Consider the following 13,911-nt stretch of genomic DNA (forward strand, 5'->3'; position numbering starts at 1 on the left):
TTCGCCGTGAAATGCCCCCCATATGATGTAGTGTGCATTTAAGCGCTCTTATTTAGTTGCTGAAGCCTTTGTTATTCCGGCAAGTGCATCTTCTATTTTTGATATCACTTCCTCACAATTAGAGATACTGTGTCTTTCTTCTAAATACCTTGGATTGTTATAAGATATCCATGTTTCCCCGGCACTATCTTTCCAGATCAATGCTTTTTGAGGCAGATCGATAGCAACACTTTGCTGACACTTCATGAGAGGACTTCCCACAGCGGGGTTTCCAAAAATGATGAGTTCTGTTTCCCGCAATTCAATCCCTGCTTCTTCAGCTGCTTCAGAGTGCCTGATTCTATTAAATACCGTCATGCCTTTCTCTTTGAGGACACTTTCAAGTCTGTCTCCTGTTTCTGTCACTCCGTATGAACTCTTGACATCGATCATGCCATCGGTTAAGCAAGATGAAATAATGGTTATCAATATCGCGAGCATAGTGACTGTTAATTTTTGCATTTTATTCTTTTTTAGATATTAGAGTAACGACCCTGCGCGTAATACCACAAGTTTGTAAGGATGGGGCAGGTGTGGGCAGTTATGGGTTAATAAATGGATAAAAAGTTACCATAGTCAAGTCTGCAAACATTAACCGATCAGCACCAAGGCATTTTCATGTAGCTTTTATTCAATACTTGCGATATCACCGCTTGTCAGATTCTGAATATTATCAGTGATCTTTTCTATATCCCAGTCCCACCATTTAAGTATAAGAAGTTTTTGAATAGTTGCATCAGAAAAGCGTTTTTTGATTTGTTTGGCCGGATTGCCACCGACAATCGAATACGGTTCAACGTTCTTCACAACAGTTGAATTAGAGGCAACTATCGCCCCATCGCCTATAGTAATGCCAGGCATGATAGTGGAGCGATACCCAAGCCAAACATCATTGCCAACTATTGTATCCCCCTTGTTGGGATAGGATTTACCTGCCATCGCTTCAGACCAACCTTTACCGAAGATTGCAAAGGGATAGGAACTAATGGATTTAGTTAAATGGTTGGCTCCATTCATGATAAACACCACATCGGAGGCAATCATGCAAAATTTTCCGATCTTTAATTTATCGCCGATAAAATCAAAGTGATACTTCACATTTTTTTCAAAGTTCTCCACATTTTCAAAATCATCGTAATAGGTATAATCTCCGACAATTATATTGGGGTTGTTTATGATGTTTTTCAGAAAACATAGGTTTTTGTAATTCTCAAGAGGGAAACCCTCATTTGGATCAGGAATATTAGTCATGAATTATAGATGTAAAATGTGTTATTGGTAAAGCTTTATAACGTTTCAGTGCTGAAGGGGGCACTTAGGTTCTGGATGGTTTTGCAACAATGCAGATTTTGCCCGCGCATAGCAGGGAGTAAAAGTCAGAATTGAGTTGTGCCTGTGTTAAAGCATGGGTAATGAGGTACGAGATTTTTATTTAGTATTGAAGACAAAATGATTCAGAAATAATTGTGCAAAGACCGACCTTTCAACTTCTGCCTTATCCAGAGGGTTACCCCACCACATGCCTTCACTATTTGCTAGTACTATAAAAGTGAGGTCGCGGCCGGGAACTTTTAAATAAAGGGCTGAAAAACCGGCCTTTTCATCCCAGCCGGAATGCCAGATGAGCTTTTCACCTTTGTACTCTTGCACATACCAGCCGAAAGCATAGGGAAGGGATATTCCATCTGGAGCAACAGCAGGGGTAAATAGTTTTTCAATCACCGTATCTGAGGCAAGTTTTCCCGTATAAAGAGCGATGTCATATTTGGCAAGATCATTTACCGTCGAGACAATACCCGCACCACCGGCAAGATGTCGTTCGATATGCTTTTTGCGAACGTACCTTCCATCCTTATGTTCAAATCCTTGAGCCATGTCAAAAAATACCAATGCTTTGTTGCGCTGCCACATGCTGGACATCGTTCGATCCATGCCTGTGGGACCAAGAATGTTTTCCTGTATTAGTTGTGCCATTGTATTTTGGCGACCTTCTGCAGCTGAGACAGGGTTGCCATAGACATATTCAATGTATCTGGAAAGCCGTGAATACATAATAGGGTTGTACATAAAATCGGTTCCCGGCTCACCATTTACGGTATGATTCAGGACGTTTCGAATTGTGATCGGCTTATTACAATGAAGGTTCCGGCCAAAAACAATTTCAGAATTTGTGAGCCAACTGCAAAAGCTGTTCCAGCCGGGCATATCGTTGATCTTATTATTCAGGTCAATTTTGCCCTGTTCTTCAAGTTGAAGAAATAGCAGCCCTAAAAATGTTTTTGTGACCGACGCAATCCAGAATGGTGTGTCAGCTGTAGCAGCTTTAAAAGAAGCACCGTCTCCAGTATCAAAATGGGAGCTTCCATAACCTTGAGACCATGCGACCTCTTGATCTTTTACCACGGCAGCAGCAAGGCCGGGAATATGATTTGCTTTACGCAAGGAATCTAATTCTATAGAGAATGTCTTAAACCGTTGCTCAGCATCTTTTAGTTGACCTACATTTTGAGAAATTGCTAAGGATGGAAAGGATAAAAGTATCGCTAAAATTATATATCGCAAGGGTGGTAAAAGCTTGTTTGAAATTCTGTGGACGCTACGAAGAATTGAAGGTTTAGTTGCAGTTTATACGGTTCCGGATAACAACATTGCCTATCACCGACGTACGGATTACTGTTGAATTAGCAGCTAACGAAAGAAGAGACTTAAAACCAAGAGTGGCAAAGAATTGGCGAGGCCAGTCCGCGTTAATGCGCGGGTTATAGGGCGATCAGGTTGCTGGTTTAATTGATGATCTGAACATTAATTTATCAAAAATATCCGTTTTTAGAATTATTAGTACTACTGCTGGTATAATTAAATACCATAAGAAAGAAATAATTGCGAAGTAGCCTTCTAGTTCAACAGTCTGATTTGGTGCTAAAAGCACAGTCCCATTTGGGCCATTTGAGAATATACTATTGTTGATCCAATTCCAGCCCAAGTGCAGGCCAATGGGAAGTATGATTGATTTAGTTTTTACGTAAGCCTTGGCAAAAACATATCCCATAAACCCCGTTGTAATGAACACAAGCACCATACCCAATATATTACCCAGGACTCCATAGGTGAACCAGTGATAGATTCCAAAGGCTACAGCCGAAATTATTACTGCTTTGTGATGATTAGTTAATCTAATGAGACCGTACAGTAAGACGCCACGAAACAACAATTCTTCAAAGAGTACCGAATTGATATCAAAAGCACTGGCGTATAAGAATTTACTCATCGTTATATCTTCTGAGATAATCCAGCTGGTGTCGCTTATGAGAGAAAGAAAAATTTGGGAAACTATACAAAGCAGCCCCATTAAAAATAAGCCAAGAACAAACTCATTAATACGTTGACTCCCCGGAGTTATCCAAGATTTATAGATATTCCTTTTTTCAAGCAGGTAAATGGACAGCCAGGTTAGAATGAGGAGTACCAGAACGAGTAGCAGTGTAAATGGCATAGATTATTGGGCCAATTATTGTCTTTATTTAACTCGGCTATTTACGTCCCCAATGTATGTATGTTGCAAAATTTTTATTGAAAGCCCTATAACGGTCTTGCGGTTGTGCTGCGAGGCGACAAATGTTCCAAAGACCGGAAGCCAAAACAAGTCCGCACGAACCGCTGGTTAAGTGGGCGAATCTACGGAGCAAACATTTCTTGCAACACACTGAGTACTTTCTCTTCGGCTGAACTGCTGATTGAGCCAAGTTTTTTTACCAACCGACTTTTATCTACTGTACGTATTTGATCTAAAACTATCTGCCCTTTTTTACCTTGAAAGGTAGTCGTAACCCGTGTTGGGTAATTTTTAATTGTAGATGTCATCGGTGCGATTATGATGGTTCTGATATGACTATTCATTTCATCCGGGGAAATGATTAGACAGGGACGAGTTTTTCTGATTTCAGAACCTTTTGTTGGATCGAGTGAAATCAGATGTACTTCAAACCTTCGCACCGAGCCTCTTTCTACCATGTCCACTCAGCTTCATCCCAATCGGATGGATTTTCTATTTCTTCTTGATCTAATAAGACATCATCGCCTTGTTCAGCCATTTTTCTGAATGACTCTTCCCAGTCTTTACGAATGGTTTCAGCAGAACGAAGAACAATCTCATTGTCTCTGAGAATCATCTCGATTTCTTCGGTAATTCCGCTTTCTTCAATCAGAGGTTTTGGAATTCGAACTCCCTGAGAGTTCCCAATACGAATTATTTTTGTTTTCATGGCCTCGACATCTTGTGAATTTACACTTCAATATAATTACAATGTATTTACATTTCAACGAAAGAAAAGAAGTTTTATTAAGCCACTTAACATAATATCGTCCGAACAATAGGCTTGTTAGGGCGAACCGTGTAAAACCACTTGGACCCGCTTATTTAACCCTTCTTATTATCGTTGCATTGCACCGGCTTAGTAACACAGTCCCGGAAGCTCCAGCTTCCAGAACAGAGCTAGGGTTGATAATTTGCGAATGGAGGATAGACCGAATGACCGATTTATGGGGCCTAACTATCATCTTGCTTGTTGCAAAGCTCTAACTTTCTCACATATAAGAACACCTTGGAGGCGTAGCCTTGCCGGGGCATTCCGGAGCAGAGCTCCGAAACGAGAATAAACAAGAACATGGAGGATAAACGTAACTACCAGGCATATGCCATCGGAGCTTCGCCACCGGGACCCGGGAAGATCTCATCCAGTTTTTCGAGTGTTTCATCGTCCAGTTGAATACTGGCAGCGCGGACGGCACTTTCTAGCTGTTCAACGGTTCTTGGACCAATAATGGGTGCAGTCACAATTGGATTGTGAAGCAACCAGGCTAATGCTATTTCCGCTGGCGGATGCCCAATTTTCTTACATAAAGCTTCAAATTTTTCAAGCTGATCGCGTTTCTTTTCAATCTCTTTCACAGATTCCTCATCGGCGCGTCGTCCTTCATTCTGTTTTTGGAGTGCACCGCCCAGTAAACCACCCGCTAAAGGACTCCACGGAATTAAACCAAGTCCATAATGTCTGCATGCGGGAATAACTTCTAATTCGAGCATTCTATTATCAAGATTGTAAATGCTTTGCTCGCTAACCAAACCTAACATTCCGCGTTTGGATGCTTCCTGGCAAGCTGTTGCAATGTCCCATCCCGCAAAATTACTTGATCCAACGTACACAACTTTACCCTGTTTAATTAATGTATCAAAGCTTTGCCATGTTTCATCCCAGGGGCATTTGTGATCAATATGATGCATCTGATACAGATCAATTCTATCTGTCTGTAACCGTTTGAGGCTGCCTTCACAATGTTTCCGGATTTTGTAAGCACTCAGGCTACGTCCGTCACTGTTTACTTCAGATAAATTTTCTTTTCGATCAACCGGGTTATACACTTTGGTTGAGAGCACAATAGCATCTCTTCTTCCGCCGCCTTGGGCTATCCATCGGCCTATTATTTCCTCTGTATATCCATGCTGTTCCGTCCATCCATACACATCAGCGGTATCAAAGAAATTAATGCCTAACTCCAATGCACGATCCATGATCTTGAAACTGTCTTCTTCACTCGTTTTCCAGCCAAAATTCATCGTTCCAAGACAAATATTGCTAACGAGTACACCGTGTCTCCCAAGTCTTTTGTGTTCTATACTCATGATCTTCAGTTTTTTTAATTAATTAGTTTATTGTATTCAGAATGAAAGAGAGATATTGGATCTTCGATGAAAAAATTTGTCTTATTCCATGAAAAAAAGTGTTCTTTGAAATAAAACTTCTCAGTTTTTAATTAAAGAGTTTACAAATGTATTATGAAGGTGTTATAAAGCAATTAGATGGATGAAGATCCAACACAAGATATTCAACGATGAATGGGTGTGCTTTGATTTGCGAATAACCGATGGACCGAGGACGGAAGACCGGGGACCGAGGTATAAATGGATACAGGTCAAACATCCCAGGCCGGTCATTCCCGCGAAGGCGGAAATATAGTAGGTGCCATTGCTTCAAAGGTACAAGCTTAATCAACCCATTAGATTTCGGGCCTACCTGACGGTAAAGGCAGGCATTCACCGCGAAATGACGATTTTCGAACTCTTTGCTTAGCTCAGGCTTCAATAACAGGGTAAGGGTAGGTGATTTGCGAGTGACCGATGGACCGAATGACCAATTTATGGATGTGTAACCTTCATCTTGCTGATTGCTAAACCTGCCTATTCAGCATACTGCTCCCTCACCTTCCCAAAGTATTCCTTACCCTTCAGGCTTTTGAAGGTTTTGATGACGGTGTAAAGAGAGGATAAAAATCCCCAGACAAATACGAATATGAACCAGTAGACCACATCCGTGGTGCGAACGATGGCTTGATTGTATTCCTGTAGGTAGTTCAGGATCTGTTCACTTGTCTGAACGTCACCGACCGTTTGCGGGAATCCAAAAGATTGCAGGGATGGGGTGGAGGGAAGCAGAAACCAAAGGACGAGAGACAAAAACCCAACCATGAAAATATTGATCTTGAGTCCTGAGATAGCTTTATCCAATTCGTTGTCGGGCTTGCCTTCCCAGAACTTGAAAGCGATAATAAAGAGCAAGACCACAAATAAAGAGGATCCGAAGATGATGTAAAAATTATTTTCTAAGAACATGGATACTATGGTTAAGGTTACTGTGTTGTTGGTTTTGCCTCTTGGTTAATTCTGATTTCGCTGCAATAATGCGTTTGGACCGGGAGGTCCTGCCAGGCGTTCCCAACCGGGTGGTTGGGAACGAGGTGCCCCGAAGATGATGTAAAAATTGTATTCTAAGAACATGGATACTGTGGTTAAGGTTACTGTGTTGTTGGTTTTAACTGTTGGTTAATTCAAAGTCCTCGGGTCAGAATCGGTCCCGGTTGCCGATACCTCCAAAGCGCGGGTTGACGACATTGTTGAGAAGCGAGCCGAAGCGATAGCGGAATCCGAAGCTGATGCCCGCCTCGTAGTTGGTTTCGAGCTGTCTCCGTCGCAGGAGCACATCTTCGAGGTCTGTGTTACCCTTTGGGAGGTTGATCTGATCGTGGATGAGTTCAAGGAAGCCACCAATCTCGACGGAAAGCCCTCTCGTGATACGAACTTCGAACTCCGCATCAAACTGAAGACTGTTACGAGACAGGTCGTGCAGGTACTGCGAGGCATTAACGCCTATTTCGATCCCTCCCCATGGCTGGACGACTTCGTATCCTGCGTTGAGTAAATGCTGTGGAAGCACTTGTTCGATTTCGTTATAGATCGTAGTGTCTCGATAGGTGATATGCGAGGCGCCCAGGCGATAAGCAACCGTCAGCTGTCGCCGATTCGCTTCGCGGTAAGGGTAGAGGTTCCATTCCACTGCGCCCATGAAACGGTAGCGCCAGTCCACGTTAGAGAACGTCGAGGTAAGAATATCTCCGTATGCACCGGCCGACCAGTGCGGCGAGATGCTCCGTACGGCATAGCTGGTGAATCCGTCGCGTCGGGCCGTGCTCGTGATCGTTCCTTCCTCACGTTCAAATCGATCGTAGTTGTAGTTAAAAAAGGGCCGGAACTGAAGCTTCCAATCCTCAGTCACTTGGCTGACGTACACCCCGTATCGGGTGTCGAAAGAGCGCTGCTGGGACTCGAAGTCGGCGCTGCCATCGGCATAGACTTCGATCGTCCAATGGTTCCAGGGGTCTTCCGTTGTCAGGGTCTGTCCGGCGGTGGATACTTTGGATGGCGCGATAACCACACGCAGTCTGTCTCGTATGGGAGTCTGCATCAGGTACGGCACGAGCGCGGCTTCAAGGGTTCGGAGAAATCCGTCCCGATCTTCGGCCTCAGTGGCGTCGGCAGGTGCATTGAAGACGGTCGAGAAATCCAGCCCATCGAAGATGCCCAGGCCGATGACATCGATGGTCCGTGCCTCACCACCTGATCCCGTGCCCTCCCGGGTGACGAGAACGTGAACATCGGCGACTTCACGGTCTCGGACGTGATCCAGATAAGGCATCTCCTGACGTATGAACGCCTCATCGCAGAAGTCACAGTCGAGGAAGAGCGCGATCCGGGTAGGTGTTGCCATTGCTGTCTCCTGTGCTGACACAGGGTTGACGGCAGCACAGAACCATATAAATACGATCAGACATACCACGGTCGTAATATTTTTTATTCTTTTCTTGAAATTGCGGATCCAGGGTAGTGTGACTGAATAAAGCAGGTGGCTCGGGCTGAAGGAGAACGACATGCCGTCTTCTGCATCAGCATGTGCGAGTGCACAGCATGAGTGGGCATTCGGACAGATACCCGGTAACTCTAAATGGTCTCGAATTACTTGGGAATTTTGATCATGGATTGGTCGTGGCATGGCTCTCAAAATTAGGGGAAAACGACATTGCGCATAACCGGCGCACGTATTGTTGTTAACTCAATTTACGGTTTACTATTTAGCAAAAAGAAAACAAAACGAGCAAGAGAGGGCGAGGTGCGTCCGCGTTAATGCGCGGGTTATACCTGATTTTCACATTTTATGACATTGCAAAGCAGTGAACTGTATAGTATTACTAAATTCACCATTCACTGGTTCTGGGAAAAAGAAATGACCATCTACATATAAATAGGCTTTTCCATCTTTATCAGTTGTTAACTCATTACAGTCAATTTCTGTAAAATACTTTATTGAATCTTTATCTGGAGTATGTGAATATCCTACTGAGTGAATTGTAAAGAAAATCTTATCATTGCTGCTATTTTTGAATTGTTGAACTGTATCTAATTCAACTATCAGTTTCTGATTTGGGCGATTGATTATTTTGTAAAAAAGAACAACTTCCTTTTCAATCAATTCATTAGCTGTCCCAGAAAAAATCGGTTGTGTAATATCTTTTTCAATGCTTTTTTCAGGTGTATCAATTTTGATATTGAGTAGTTCAATGCCTTTTTCAGAAACAATTTCAACTTTAACTTCCATCACTGCTTGAGCAGATTGTGCACTAGTACAAAATGGAGAAAGCAGAAGTGCCAAAATAAATATTACTGATTTTTTCATCAAATCTTGCAACCAATTTTAATTGGATTGAAGTAATAATAATCACATACTTCAATATAAATTATTCCTGATTTTATTTGTAATCAATTATGTATAACGGTTTGGTAAATAAGCGGCGCGGCTAAGTTGTTGAATGTAAGTAACTAAACGCAAACGCGTCCGCTTGATTTGCTTTGTTATGTTGCGATTTTAGTTTTTATTGCATTTCGCAGTTTTGATTGAGCTAATTGAATCTATTTTACCAACATATAAATTTTGAAAAGGGACAATATCTTTAGAATAAGGATCCAATCGACCTTCGAGTTGAATAAACAAGCTATCCCCATATTGTGAGTTATCAGGCCAAATACCTTTCATTCTGAAATCTGATGGCCAAACTGGACTATATGAATTGCCTCTGCATGTTCTTATAAAAACACCATGCATATCTAAAATTAAATAACCCTGATAATTTTCATATTCAGAGGGGCTAACTTTCCATGGAATGTTTGGCGGTTTAATGCAATCATTTTCGATTCCATTTATACTAAAATCAACTTGAATTAGAGTATCTGCTCCAAAACTGACGAGCTTACTGGTTGCTATTTTATCACCACAAGCTCTGACATATAACCTGGTGTCGGAATACATTTTGAATACTTTGAATTCGTACTGACCATGGCTATCAGTTATGCCTCCTGTTTGTTTTCCATATAGCCAAACTTGAGCATCTTTTACTGCTTCATTCGAATGACTATCAACTACAAATCCCTTTACTGTATAAGTTTGTTGAGCGACTGCAAGAATTGAAAAATTTAGAATACTAGCTGTAAGTAATATGAAAGTTTTTAATCTCATTCTTAAGCAACATAACATAATATTATCCGAACGAGGGGCTTGTTAGTGCGAACCGTGTAAAATTACTTGGACCCGCTTATTTAACCCTTCTTATTCGCATAATGTGATCATTGGAGTGTTATCCGAACTGTTATTCGTATAACGTGTTCGCATAAGATCCGAAAACTTTTCCTAAAATACCATCTTTGGAAGTAAAGTCAACATAAGAGCTTAAGAGAGATGAATATCCAACATCCAACACGGAATATCCAATGATGAAGTAAGGGAAAACTTGGATATTGGATATTGGTTATTGGGTGTTGGATGTTCCTTTAACTCGGGACTTTGTCTTGCTTAATAAGTATAACCCCGTACCGATGGCGATGAAGAGCGCAGTGAGCCAGATGGAACTGAAGCTAACCTGAAGCATGAGCCAGATGCAGGCGAGAATTCCAAGGACAGGAATGAGGTACCCGCCTTTGAGGATAAATGGGCTTTGGTCTTTAAAACGGGGTCGCAGTTTCGGAATGGCTCCGCAGCTGATGATGAAGAGGAACAGTCGGGACAGTACGGTCATGGCGGCGAGATAGGTGAAGGAGCCGAGGGCGGCGAAGATAAAGGTCAGAACCCCAAAGAAGATCACGGAGTTGGTGGGCGTCAGGAATTTTGGGTGAACCCGGCCAAACCATTCGGGCAGCGAACCTTCGATAGAAAGTGCATAGGTGAGACGCGGGGTTGAGAACATGGTACTGACCAGATTTCCGGTCACTGAAGCCACCACGCCGATCATCAGGATGAGGGCACCAATGGGGCCAAAAAGGATCCCGGAGGCATCGAGCAGTGGGGAAGTGGTTTCACCTAGATTAGGCACGGCGGCCTGCGCTACCAGCTGAATGAACATGTACAGGACCACAACCGAACCTAATCCCAAGAGAAGGGCCAGCGGCATATCGCGTTCGGGCTGTTTTGCTTCGCCGGCGGGGACCACGGCACCTTCAAATCCTACAAAGGCATAGATCAGTAGCAGGGCAGCGGCTCCAAGATCGGATACCGGAGGAATGGGGCCTTCAAAAGTGGGAGCGACCTCGCTGCCAAGCACCGTCAGTCCGCCAAACACCAGAAACAGCAGAATGGAAAATTTAAGCACCGTAAAAAGTGCGAGTGACCGGATGGACTCCACGGCTCCCAGCACATTCACCAGGGTCAGTCCGCCGATGATAACGGCCAGGGTAATGAGCCGTCCGGTTCCGCCTGTGGCAAAATCAAAGAAATACCCAATGCTGTCGGTGAGCAGTACGGAGTTGGCGGCAAAGGAAATGAGTCGGGCCACATAGAACAGCCAGCCGGCCTGAAAGCCGATAAAGGGACCAAAAGCTTCAGTTCCGTATTTGATGGGTCCGCCGGTACCCCTGAAATAACTCCCCAGTTCGGCAAAGCTCAGGATCACGGGCAGCATGAGCAGGGCACAGGCCACATAAATGTATATACTGTATTCTCCGGCCAGGTCATACGCCCCGCTTGGCAAGCCAAAGATACCGGCTCCCACAAAACCATTCACCACCAGCATCCACAAGCCCCAAAGGCCTAGGTTGCGTGGCAGTTTTTCTTGTTCACCGGAAGTAGAGACGGGGTGGTTCATGTGGAGGTATTAAAAAGAAGGCATTGAATATCCAACATCCAACACGGAATATCCAATGATGAAGGGGATACCTTGGAAATTGGATGTTGGCTATTCGTTATTGGATATTCCCTGCCGCTCATTCCACCATGATGTCGCCGTAGGAGATCATCTGGCCATCGAGATCAAATATATAGATTCTTTTGAGGCCACGAGCGGCTTCGGGTGATCCATCAATACCTAGTTCAAGAGGATCAAGTAATATGGTTTTGAGACTTGGAAGTGGGGTATCAAATTCCTGATATAATGTATAAAGGTCGTTATTTGGAAGACGCACTATCACTTCAAAACCATTAATTGAATTATTGAATAATGATTCAATTTCAAGATAAAACTGTTGATTGGTCGCTACAGGATTAGGGTATGCAGGTACTATATTTACAAGACCCTGATACAGCGGAGAGGTTCTCCAGTCGTCCTCATCCAGGGAAATGATCTCAGCCTGGGCTGTGGTTTCAGTATAACCTGCCGGAGCTGAATAGGCATCCTGCTCAAAATCGCGCTGGGCGTTATTGCGGGTACAGGATGCTGTAAGTACAAAAATAAGGAGTGACAGACCGATCAAAAAAAACTTCTTCATAAAAAGGCAAGAACTTAGGTTTCAATACGTTCGAATTTGCGAGAACAAACCGTATCTTTAGGCATCGAAAATACAAAAATCTTTTACTTAATAATACCATGCTGCATATAGTGGGAATTAACAACTGCAACAAGATCCGCGATACCAAAAAATGGATGGACTCACACGACGTTGAGTACGAATTCATTGATTTAAAAAAGGCGCCGCTTACACGGGAAGAACTCAAGGAACTGGAGATCAAAGTGGGACTGGATGTGCTGGTAAACAAGAGAGGCAGAAAATGGAGGGATCTCGGTCTGGCGAATAAGGACCTCACCGATGAGGAATTGTTCGAGCAGCTGCTGGAGCATCAGGTCATGATCAAGCGCCCGGTACTTATCAAAGATGAAGCCGTGCTGGTTGGATATGATGAGGATTCTTTTGAAACGTTTGTCGTTGAACCCGAGGAAAGCCAATGAGATCACGCAAGCATGCTACATTTTTGACGGTCCTGTTTTTATTGGCGGGAATGTTGAGTCCGCTTTTGGCTCAGGATCTCTATCCATCTGAAAAAGATACGCCTCCGGTAATGGAGGACTTCTTTACCGTAAAAGAAACCTTCCGTTATGAAGTAAAATACGGTTTTCTGAAACTGGGATGGGTTAACGTGGAGCTTCTGAGCGATACGCTGTATCAGGATCAGGAGCGCAAACACATACTCACAGAGATCGAATCGAATTCCAGGATCCCTTTTATGGGGAAAGAGCTGGATCAGTTGCACAGTATCTTTCACGTGAACGATGACGGCTGGCCGGTTGAAGATAAATACTGGAAGGATAACATCGATGAGAATGAGATGGACGAGATACAGTATTGGTTCGACAGAGACCTGGGTAAGGTTTATTACAAAGAGGAAGACGGGAGTCGCGATACCCTTGATCTGGAAGACCCTGCCACATCAGGTCATCTTATCTTTTACGTCTCAAGGATGCACGCCGGAACGGATGAAGACTTTACACTGCCGGTGTATGTGACCAAGAAAAAGGGCTACATCTTTGGTAAAAACTCCGCCGAACTTGATGAGCGCCGTTACGAAGCTTTCGACGAGCCTATTCAGGCTTATATGCTTGAGGGCAGTACCGAAAATATCGAAGGCCCTTTTGGCTTCAGCGGTGATTTCAGGGCATGGTTCATGAATGACGACCTCAGGATTCCTCTTGAAGCCCGGGTCAAGGTGCTCTGGGGAAATGTGAAGGTTAAACTTATAGAATACACACGCGAGGATCTATGAAAAAGGTATTGATCAAAAAGCTTGAACATGGCAGCGATCTGCCTCTTCCTAGTTATGAGACCATGGCATCGGCAGGCATGGATATTCGAGCAGCCCTGGAGGCTCCCCTCATTTTAAAGCCTGGAGAAAGGAAGCTGATCCCAACCGGATTACAGATAGCCTTGCCGGAAGGTTACGAAGCGCAGATCAGACCCCGAAGCGGACTGGCTATTCGAAATGGCATAACGATGCTGAACACTCCCGGCACCATAGATGCTGATTACAGGGGAGAGGTGAAGGTGATAGCCATCAACCACGGTGAGGAGGATTTCGAGATCAGTCACGGCGACCGTATTGCTCAGATGGTGATCGCTCCGGTTACGCAATTTCCGGTGGTACAGGTGAATGAACTGGACGAAACGGATCGTGGTGATGGCGGGTTTGGGAGTACCGGCGTTAAGTAAGGGAATATTGAATATCGAACAAG

General features: G+C 43.7%; 16 protein-coding genes. 3 read left to right on the plus strand and 13 right to left on the minus strand.

The annotated features are described in order from the left end of the window. Nucleotides 1-48 precede the first annotated feature (48 nt). The 13 genes from ACKGJO_RS02755 to ACKGJO_RS02815 form a co-directional block, all read right to left on the minus strand. Complete coding sequence (locus ACKGJO_RS02755; protein WP_411321865.1) at nt 49-501, minus strand: DUF302 domain-containing protein; 453 nt, start codon at nt 499-501, stop codon at nt 49-51. A gap of 165 nt (nt 502-666) precedes the next feature. Further along, nucleotides 667-1,290 (minus strand): CatB-related O-acetyltransferase, encoded by a 624-nt coding sequence (locus ACKGJO_RS02760; protein ID WP_411321866.1) that lies wholly within the window; start codon nt 1,288-1,290, stop codon nt 667-669. Between the two features lie 177 nt (nt 1,291-1,467). Further along, nucleotides 1,468-2,601, minus strand: coding sequence for a serine hydrolase domain-containing protein (locus ACKGJO_RS02765; RefSeq protein WP_411321867.1), 1,134 nt, complete (start codon nt 2,599-2,601; stop codon nt 1,468-1,470). Nucleotides 2,602-2,809: 208 nt separating this feature from the next. Then, the gene (locus ACKGJO_RS02770) at nt 2,810-3,532 is read right to left on the minus strand and encodes a CPBP family intramembrane glutamic endopeptidase (RefSeq protein ID WP_411321868.1); all 723 of its coding nucleotides are present in this window, start codon (nt 3,530-3,532) and stop codon (nt 2,810-2,812) included. A gap of 182 nt (nt 3,533-3,714) precedes the next feature. Next, nucleotides 3,715-4,050 (minus strand): type II toxin-antitoxin system PemK/MazF family toxin, encoded by a 336-nt coding sequence (locus ACKGJO_RS02775; protein ID WP_411321869.1) that lies wholly within the window; start codon nt 4,048-4,050, stop codon nt 3,715-3,717. Continuing rightward, the gene (locus ACKGJO_RS02780) at nt 4,044-4,301 is read right to left on the minus strand and encodes an AbrB/MazE/SpoVT family DNA-binding domain-containing protein (RefSeq protein ID WP_411321870.1); all 258 of its coding nucleotides are present in this window, start codon (nt 4,299-4,301) and stop codon (nt 4,044-4,046) included. The genes ACKGJO_RS02775 and ACKGJO_RS02780 overlap by 7 nt, the downstream gene beginning before the upstream one ends. Nucleotides 4,302-4,720: 419 nt before the next feature. Then, complete coding sequence (locus ACKGJO_RS02785; RefSeq protein WP_411323270.1) at nt 4,721-5,713, minus strand: aldo/keto reductase; 993 nt, start codon at nt 5,711-5,713, stop codon at nt 4,721-4,723. A gap of 561 nt (nt 5,714-6,274) precedes the next feature. After that, nucleotides 6,275-6,706 carry a hypothetical protein gene (locus ACKGJO_RS02790; protein ID WP_411321871.1) on the minus strand — a complete coding sequence of 144 codons (432 nt, stop codon included), beginning with the start codon at nt 6,704-6,706 and terminating at the stop codon, nt 6,275-6,277. Between the two features lie 229 nt (nt 6,707-6,935). Then, complete coding sequence (locus ACKGJO_RS02795) at nt 6,936-8,138, minus strand: hypothetical protein (protein ID WP_411321872.1); 1,203 nt, start codon at nt 8,136-8,138, stop codon at nt 6,936-6,938. Nucleotides 8,139-8,573: 435 nt separating this feature from the next. Next, nucleotides 8,574-9,101, minus strand: coding sequence for a hypothetical protein (locus ACKGJO_RS02800; RefSeq protein ID WP_411321873.1), 528 nt, complete (start codon nt 9,099-9,101; stop codon nt 8,574-8,576). A 189-nt stretch (nt 9,102-9,290) separates the two neighbouring features. Then, nucleotides 9,291-9,938: a peptidase associated/transthyretin-like domain-containing protein gene (locus ACKGJO_RS02805; protein ID WP_411321874.1), complete on the minus strand. Its 648-nt coding sequence runs from the start codon at nt 9,936-9,938 to the stop codon at nt 9,291-9,293. A gap of 289 nt (nt 9,939-10,227) precedes the next feature. Beyond that, complete coding sequence (locus ACKGJO_RS02810) at nt 10,228-11,556, minus strand: APC family permease (protein WP_411321875.1); 1,329 nt, start codon at nt 11,554-11,556, stop codon at nt 10,228-10,230. 118 nt (nt 11,557-11,674) lie between these two features. Next, complete coding sequence (locus ACKGJO_RS02815; RefSeq protein ID WP_411321876.1) at nt 11,675-12,175, minus strand: hypothetical protein; 501 nt, start codon at nt 12,173-12,175, stop codon at nt 11,675-11,677. A 98-nt stretch (nt 12,176-12,273) separates the two neighbouring features. On the opposite strand from ACKGJO_RS02815, the gene ACKGJO_RS02820 reads away from it, so the two are divergent. Genes ACKGJO_RS02820 through dut form a run of 3 tightly spaced genes read left to right on the plus strand, consistent with a single transcriptional unit; the run spans nt 12,274 to nt 13,888 of the window. Then, nucleotides 12,274-12,633, plus strand: coding sequence for an arsenate reductase family protein (locus ACKGJO_RS02820; RefSeq protein WP_411321877.1), 360 nt, complete (start codon nt 12,274-12,276; stop codon nt 12,631-12,633). Next, nucleotides 12,630-13,445: a DUF3108 domain-containing protein gene (locus tag ACKGJO_RS02825; RefSeq protein WP_411321878.1), complete on the plus strand. Its 816-nt coding sequence runs from the start codon at nt 12,630-12,632 to the stop codon at nt 13,443-13,445. The genes ACKGJO_RS02820 and ACKGJO_RS02825 overlap by 4 nt, the downstream gene beginning before the upstream one ends. Then, entirely contained in the window at nt 13,442-13,888 is a 447-nt protein-coding gene (gene dut, locus ACKGJO_RS02830; protein WP_411321879.1) for a dUTP diphosphatase, read from the plus strand. The genes ACKGJO_RS02825 and dut overlap by 4 nt, the downstream gene beginning before the upstream one ends. The last annotated feature ends 23 nt before the right edge of the window (nt 13,889-13,911 follow it).

The organism is Gracilimonas qinghaiensis (assembly GCF_046602855.1).
Taxonomy (GTDB): Bacteria; Bacteroidota; Rhodothermia; order Balneolales; family Balneolaceae; genus Gracilimonas.